Origin of the sequence: Caldicellulosiruptor naganoensis (assembly GCF_026914285.1) — a bacterium.
In the GTDB taxonomy this organism is placed as follows: domain Bacteria; phylum Bacillota; class Thermoanaerobacteria; order Caldicellulosiruptorales; family Caldicellulosiruptoraceae; genus Caldicellulosiruptor; species Caldicellulosiruptor naganoensis.
In genome coordinates, this window is the sequence record NZ_CP113864.1 from 2,488,104 (window position 1) to 2,494,610 (window position 6,507).

At 35.0% G+C, this 6,507-nt stretch carries 6 protein-coding genes and 2 pseudogenes; 4 read left to right on the plus strand and 4 right to left on the minus strand.

Annotated elements, in window-relative coordinates; genetic code table 11:
- Positions 1-19 precede the first annotated feature (19 nt).
- The 4 genes from OTJ99_RS12345 to rpmH form a co-directional block, all read right to left on the minus strand.
- Complete coding sequence (locus OTJ99_RS12345) at positions 20-1,054, minus strand: YidC/Oxa1 family membrane protein insertase (RefSeq protein WP_045166029.1); 1,035 nt, start codon at positions 1,052-1,054, stop codon at positions 20-22.
- Between the two features lie 72 nt (positions 1,055-1,126).
- Positions 1,127-1,354: a membrane protein insertion efficiency factor YidD gene (gene yidD / locus OTJ99_RS12350; protein WP_045166028.1), complete on the minus strand. Its 228-nt coding sequence runs from the start codon at positions 1,352-1,354 to the stop codon at positions 1,127-1,129.
- 3 nt (positions 1,355-1,357) lie between these two features.
- Entirely contained in the window at positions 1,358-1,717 is a 360-nt protein-coding gene (gene rnpA, locus OTJ99_RS12355; RefSeq protein WP_045166027.1) for a ribonuclease P protein component, read from the minus strand.
- A gap of 110 nt (positions 1,718-1,827) precedes the next feature.
- On the minus strand, positions 1,828-1,962 hold the full coding sequence (rpmH, locus tag OTJ99_RS12360; RefSeq protein WP_045166026.1) for a 50S ribosomal protein L34: 135 nt from the start codon (positions 1,960-1,962) through the stop codon (positions 1,828-1,830).
- A 227-nt stretch (positions 1,963-2,189) separates the two neighbouring features.
- On the opposite strand from rpmH, the pseudogene OTJ99_RS12365 reads away from it, so the two are divergent.
- The 4 genes and pseudogenes from OTJ99_RS12365 to OTJ99_RS13170 all read left to right on the plus strand — a co-directional run bounded on the left by OTJ99_RS12365 (position 2,190) and on the right by OTJ99_RS13170 (position 5,761).
- Positions 2,190-3,662, plus strand: a pseudogene (locus tag OTJ99_RS12365) (spore germination protein).
- Positions 3,663-3,677: 15 nt separating this feature from the next.
- Positions 3,678-4,649, plus strand: coding sequence for a GerAB/ArcD/ProY family transporter (locus OTJ99_RS12370; RefSeq protein WP_083943564.1), 972 nt, complete (start codon positions 3,678-3,680; stop codon positions 4,647-4,649).
- Positions 4,646-5,227: pseudogene (locus tag OTJ99_RS13165) on the plus strand (Ger(x)C family spore germination protein); the annotation flags it as partial. The gene OTJ99_RS12370 and the pseudogene OTJ99_RS13165, both read left to right, overlap by 4 nt.
- Before the next feature lie 63 nt (positions 5,228-5,290).
- Entirely contained in the window at positions 5,291-5,761 is a 471-nt protein-coding gene (locus OTJ99_RS13170; protein WP_456298829.1) for a Ger(x)C family spore germination C-terminal domain-containing protein, read from the plus strand.
- Positions 5,762-6,507 lie beyond the last annotated feature (746 nt).

Consider the following 6,507-nt stretch of genomic DNA (forward strand, 5'->3'; position numbering starts at 1 on the left):
CCAAAAAGAAAATTTTACATTATTTTTTCTTCTTTTTGCCCCCACCTTGCGAGCTTGTCATTTGCTGTTTTAGCTTTTCAAGCTCCTTTTTCCTCATCTGCTCTTCTTTTTCCCGCTCTTCCTGCTCCTTTTTTTCTAAATCCTCACCAGAGCCTTCACCATCCTGATTTTCCTCTTTTCCGTTGTTCAAATTCTCTTTTTCTTGCTCTCTCTTTATCTGCTTTTCAAGCTGTTTTTTCTTCTCTTCTTCCTCCTTCTTGTGCTTTAGCTTCTTGTACACAACCTCATTTGCAACAAACTGCTGCAAGATTGAAAACAGGTTTGTAACTGTCCAGTACACAACAAGCCCAGCTGGTACCTGCAGAGCAATAAAGTACGACATAAGAGGGCTGAAAATCATCATTGTCCTGTTGATACTCTCTGCCATTGCATTTGATTGAGATTGGGAATACTGTGGATTGAACCTTTTTTGGCTGTTTGAAGCAAACCATATTGATAAAAACATTGTAGCAGCGCTCAAAATTGGCAAAACAACAAGTTCTTTTTGAGCAAGGTTAATACCAAAAAAGTGCATGTCCAGACCAAGTTTTTGGGCCTCATCTATTATTGTCTGAGTTATTGCATACCCTGCTTTACCCTGTATAAGGTCTCTTACATACTGATGGCTTTTGCCAAGGACATACACAAGTGGGTTTTGAAACACATAGTAAAGCGCAAACAAAATAGGAATCTGAACCAAAAACGGCCAGCATCCACCCGCTGGATTGTACCCTGTCTCTTGGTAGAGCTTTAGCATCTCTTCCTGCATTTTTCTCTGGTCGCCTTTGTATTTCTGCTGGATCTCTTGAATCCTTGGTGCAACCTCTGCCATCTTTGAGGTGGACTGAATCTGTTTTATATACAGAGGAAGAAGTAGCCCTCTTACAATCAATGTAAGAAGTATGATAGCTATACCGTAGCTACCTGGGATGTGTGCTGTGTGCAAAAAATCATATATTAACTTCAAAAGTCTTCCAAGCGGAATTGCTAAAAAATCAAACCATGTGGGGTTCAAAACTATTTCCTCCTTGACCTTGCAAATTTAGATTTTTTCAAAAGCCCTTGCCACAACTTCCTAAGGGTTTATTTACTTTAACGGATCATAACCACCGGGGTGAAATGGGTGACATTTTATGATTCTTTTAAACCCAAGCCACAGCCCATAAAATCCATACTTTTCTATCGCCTGCAAGGTGTACTCTGAACACGTAGGGTAAAACCTGCAACTTGGTACAACCTTCATGGGTGATATAACCTTCTGATAAAACCTTATCAAAAATTTTAGAATCAGTAAAATATATTTCTTTGTTCTCATTTTTCATTCCTCTTTAAAAAGTCTAAGTCTTTTGAAGGCTCTTTCAAGCTCATCCCTGTAATTTTTTAAATATATCTCTCTTGCCTTTATCTTTTCTTCCTTTGTCTTTCTTGCCAAAATCACAATGTCAAATCCTTTTTTTATTCTATCAAAATTTTCCAAGTACCATGCTTTTACAATTCTTTTAAACCGATTTCTTGCTGTTGCCTTGCCAAGTTTTGATGACATTGAAACCCCAAGCCTGCTGTACTCAAGTCCATTTTTCAGCGAATACACCACTATCTTTTCTTCGGCTGCAAACCTTCCTTTTTTTATACACGCCTCAAACTCTTCACCTTTTCTGATACTCACTATCTTCTTCATCCTCTGCTATTTTCCTTTTTCACTGTCTTTATTTTCTCCTTAGTCTCTGTCTACCAGCATTATGTTTTTTTAAGCAAAAAGACCACCCTTGGCTTGTGCAGTGGTCTTTTTTAAACAGCAAGTCTCTTTCTACCTTTTAATCTTCTTCTTTTGAGAACCTTTCTTCCAGCTTTTGTTCTCATTCTGACCAAAAAACCATGTGTTCTCTTTCTTCGCTTGTTATGGGGCTGGTATGTCCTTTTCATATTATTCCACCTCCTGCAATAAATTTTTCAAAAATTTCTATATTCTTATTGTGTAATTGCCATTTTAAAAGCTTATAATAAAACAAGATTTATTATACTGCAAAAGATATTAAAAAGTCAAATAGGGCAAAAGAAATTTTATCATTACATCTAAATAAAACTCCCTGAATATTCTTGTCAAATCTGGAGAGACTATTAGTAGAAAAAAAAAAGGTCCTCAAGAAAAAATGAAGAAAAACAACTTCTTTCAGGAAAAATCAATTTCAGCAAGTTATGACCAAAATATAGAAAATATAAAAAACGAATTTGGAAAGTTTAGCGCCCTTATTATAAGAGAGTTCAAGATTGGACCAAAAAAAGACATAAGGACTTTTCTTGTAATGATTGACGGACTTGTCGACAAGATGGTCATAAATGAACACATTTTAAAGCCACTTATGAAAGATACTTACCTTTACCAAAACCAACAATACACTCCACAAGACCTATATCACTTCGTAAAAGACTGTATCTTGTACAGCCATTGTATTACAGAAGAGAGTGATTATGCAAAGATAATTCACTGTATACTGTGTGGCGATGTTGCACTTTTTATTGATGGCATTGCCAAGACTATCTTAATATCAGTTCGGGGATGGGAGTCTCGCGGAATTGAAGAACCGAACACAGAGGTTGTTGTAAGAGGGCCCCGCGAAGGCTTTACAGAAAACTTAAGGACAAACACAGCTTTAATCAGAAGAAAGATTCGCGACCCAAAGCTCAAAATTGAGTCAATGAAGATAGGAAAGATTTCAAAAACAGATGTGGCAATATGCTATGTTGAGTCAATTGCCAAAAAAGAGCTTATAGAGGAGGTAAAAAGAAGGCTTGAAAAGATTAACATGGACTACATCTTAGAGTCAGGATACATCGAAGCATTTATAGAAGATGGTAAATATTCCATCTTCTCTACAGTTGGAAACTCTGAAAAACCGGACGTTGTTGTTGGAAAGCTAATGGAAGGCAGGGTTGCAATCCTTGTTGACGGCACACCTTTTGCTCTAACCGTGCCATACCTTTTTGTTGAAGCTTTTCAAACAAGCGAAGATTACTATTCAAGACCATATTATTACAGCATAGTAAGACTGTTGAGATACTTTTCATTCTTTGTATCAACAACTTTTCCGGCAATCTACATTGCAATAACAACATTTCACCAAGAACTACTTCCAACATCACTTTTGATAAGCATTGCAAGTGCACAGGCAGGAATACCTTTCCCATCTTCTATAGAAACACTAACAATGCTTCTTATTTATTAGATACTGAAAGAAGCTGGTGTAAGACTTCCGCGGCCGGTTGGTCGAGCAATATCAATTTTTGGTGCGCTTGTAATTGGTGATGCAGCAGTGTCAGCCGGGCTCATCGGTGCGCCTATGGTTGTAACAGTTGCATTCACTGCAATCTCTACATTTATGATTCCTGCCATTTCAGATGCATGCACAATCATAAGGTTTGCGTGTGTCATAATGGCTGCTATCAGTGGACTTTACGGAATAATGCTTGTTTGGATCGTAATAATAATTCATCTTTGTACACTCAAATCCTTTGGAATCAACTACCTTGCACCAATCGCATCCACAATTGTGCATGATTTGAAGGATGTATTTATACGGCTTTCATGGAGAATACTCAAAAAAAGACCTTTTGACTTTAAGTAAGAGGCTATAAATTATATGTATCCTTTTTCAATCCTGAGCTCCCTTCCTCTTATATACCTTTGCAATATGTTCCCAAATCACACATTCACTAACATCCTCAGCATCGTATTCGGCAAGCTCGGAAGCGTTATTTCCATATTATACCTCTGGTTTTTCCTTCACATAACAGCAATCCAAATAGGTCAGTTTGTAGAGTTTATGGCAACTGCAGTAATGCCAGAAACACCAATCCTGTTTTTAATAATCACAATGCTAATTGTGTCAACATATGCAGTATACAAAGGGCTTGAGGCTTTAGCTCGGTTTTCACAAATAACAACATTTATAACAATCTCCAGCCTTGCTATAATTATGATAATTTCAGTAAAGTTCATTGACTTTTCAGCTTTAAAGCCAATCTTTGAAAAAGACATAACCCAGCCAATACTTGGCGGAATATACCTTTGTTCTCTTAGCTCTGAGATAATCACAATTGGTATGATAAACCCATATATAACAAAGCCAAAGACAAGGTCACCAAAAGACATGATAAAGACAATAGCATGGGCGTTTTTGCTTGTTGATATATTTTATCTTGCAATTACTGTGCTTGTTCTATCTCTTTTTGGGTACAAGCAGTCAAGCAATCTATCATTTCCATTTTATTCAGCCATCAAAGTCTTAAGCGTTGGTGATTTTTTAAAGAGGTTTGAATCGTTTCACATGGCAATCTGGATTATGAGTATATTCCTGAAAATCTCCTACTTTCTGTACATCTTAAATATTGCAGTTGAAAAGATGAGACAAAGCGGAGATTATTTTGTCTATACTATCCCTTTTGCCTCAATCTTAATCCCATTTACTTTTTATATAATCCCAAACTTTTTAGAGCCTGACAAATTCATGAGCTATAAGTATTTCACACTTTACTCATACCCATTTATCCTTATAATTCCCTTGATAACCCTCATTGTATCAAAAATTAAACTGAGGTTGGGAAAACGATGAAGAAAATAGCCTTAATTTGCATTACAATTTTTCTCCTTGGCCAATGTGGCTGCTGGAACAAAAGAGAGTTAAATGACATTTTGATTGTCCAAGCAGTTGGAATAGACATGTTAAAAAATGGGGATTTTAAATTGACATATCAAGTTTTAAAACCAAAAGTTTTGAAAAACCCTTCGAACGTACCGTCAAGCCCTCAACAAAAGGGTGTGTGGTGTTTTTCATCAACAGGAAAGACTATATTTGATGCAATAAGAAACGCAACACTTTCATGCAACAAAAAACTGTTTTGGTCCCACAACAAGATAGTAGTCATCAGTAAAAGTCTTTCTAAAAAAGGAATCAAGTAGGTTTTAGACATGATTTTGCGCGACCATGAATTCAGGTCTGATGCGTACATTATTATTACATCAGATGACACTGAAAAATTCTTAAACATCTCTTCTCCCATAGAGTCAATTCCTGCAAAAGAGCTTGAAAATGTTATCATAAACTATTATGTAAACTCTAAAACTATACCAATAAAGATTTACGATTTTGTAAAGATGACAAATACAAAATCAAAGGTAGCAGTCGCACCTTTTGTCGAGATTAAAAGACCTTTTGCAAAATCTCAAGAAAACTATACGTTTTTTGTCTCAAAAATGGCTGTATTTGATAACTTTAAGTTAATAGGGTATTTGAATTACAATGAAACAAGAGGTCTTCTGTGGACTCTAAATAAGATAAAAAGTGAAATATACCCAATTGTGAACAAAAACATAAAAGTCTCTCTTGAACTTACCCACAGCACCTGTAAAATCACTGCAAAAGACTTTAAAGACAAGGTTTTATTCAAAATAGAGATAGTCTCTGAGGTCAACCTTGGCGAAAAAGAAAAAGGTCAGATTACACAGAAAAACTTAGAAGAGCTCAAAAAGGAATTTATAAAAAGTATCTCAAAAGATATAAATGAGACCTTGAAAAAGTCATTTGACCTCAAAGCAGACATCCTGCATCTTCAGGATTTTTACTACCTTCAGCATAAAAAACAACCAAAATTTGACAAAGATAAAATATCCGTTAGCATTACTGTAAAGACTTTTGTAAGACGGTTTGGAATGCTAAAAAATTGAAGCCGGGTGGTCTTAAAAGATGGACACTTTGTTCATTATCCTATGCTACCTCTTTGCAATTTTTATTCAATACAAGATTCTCAAGTCAAGGTATTTGCAAAAAGAAGCATTCTTTACACTTTCTTTGATTTTTGTTGGCTTTTTCTTAAGCCTTTTTTTAAGCCTTCAGAAAAATGTTCCAAACCCACACAAGCTGATAGAATTTCTCATTGAAAAGCTATATACAATCTTTTGAACTTAAAAACTATATGTTAACCATCCCTTTATCTACTCTTATTAAAAATTGAGATTTAAACTTTCAACTCAAGTTTATGTAAACATCAGAATTAAAAAATGTCTTAACAAATCTTAATCAACAGGTGCACAACAAAAATTTTAGAGTTAACCATTGTTAATTTAGATTTCCACATGTGAAAAAAGGATTTTCATAAAATTAATCAACAGAAATAATCCACATATCCACAGATTTTATCCACAGATTTTTAACAGGGTGTAAATAATTTTTCCACTGTGGAAAAATTGATTTTGAAAAAATATTTTCTTGTTGATGTGAATAATTTTTTTTGATATATTTATTAGTGCTCATGGGAATTTAAAAACAAAATTTCGGTTGTGAAAAATACTTATCCACAGTTGTTGATAACATTGTGGATAAAGCCTAAGATTTTGGGCCTTATATTTTTTTGTGGATGCCTTTCAAATATCCACAATCAGCTAAACTACATACTGTAAGGGTGATTTTTAAG

Excerpts from the sequence above, each read along its gene's own strand:
- rpmH (WP_045166026.1), bottom strand. The coding sequence starts at position 1,962 with ATGAAAAGGACATACCAGCCCCATAACAAGCGAAGAAAGAGAACACAT.
- rnpA (WP_045166027.1), bottom strand. The coding sequence starts at position 1,717 with ATGAAGAAGATAGTGAGTATCAGAAAAGGTGAAGAGTTTGAGGCGTGT.
- yidD (WP_045166028.1), bottom strand. The coding sequence starts at position 1,354 with ATGAGAACAAAGAAATATATTTTACTGATTCTAAAATTTTTGATAAGG.
- OTJ99_RS12370 (WP_083943564.1), top strand. The coding sequence starts at position 3,678 with ATGTATCCTTTTTCAATCCTGAGCTCCCTTCCTCTTATATACCTTTGC.
- OTJ99_RS13170 (WP_456298829.1), top strand. The coding sequence starts at position 5,291 with ATGGCTGTATTTGATAACTTTAAGTTAATAGGGTATTTGAATTACAAT.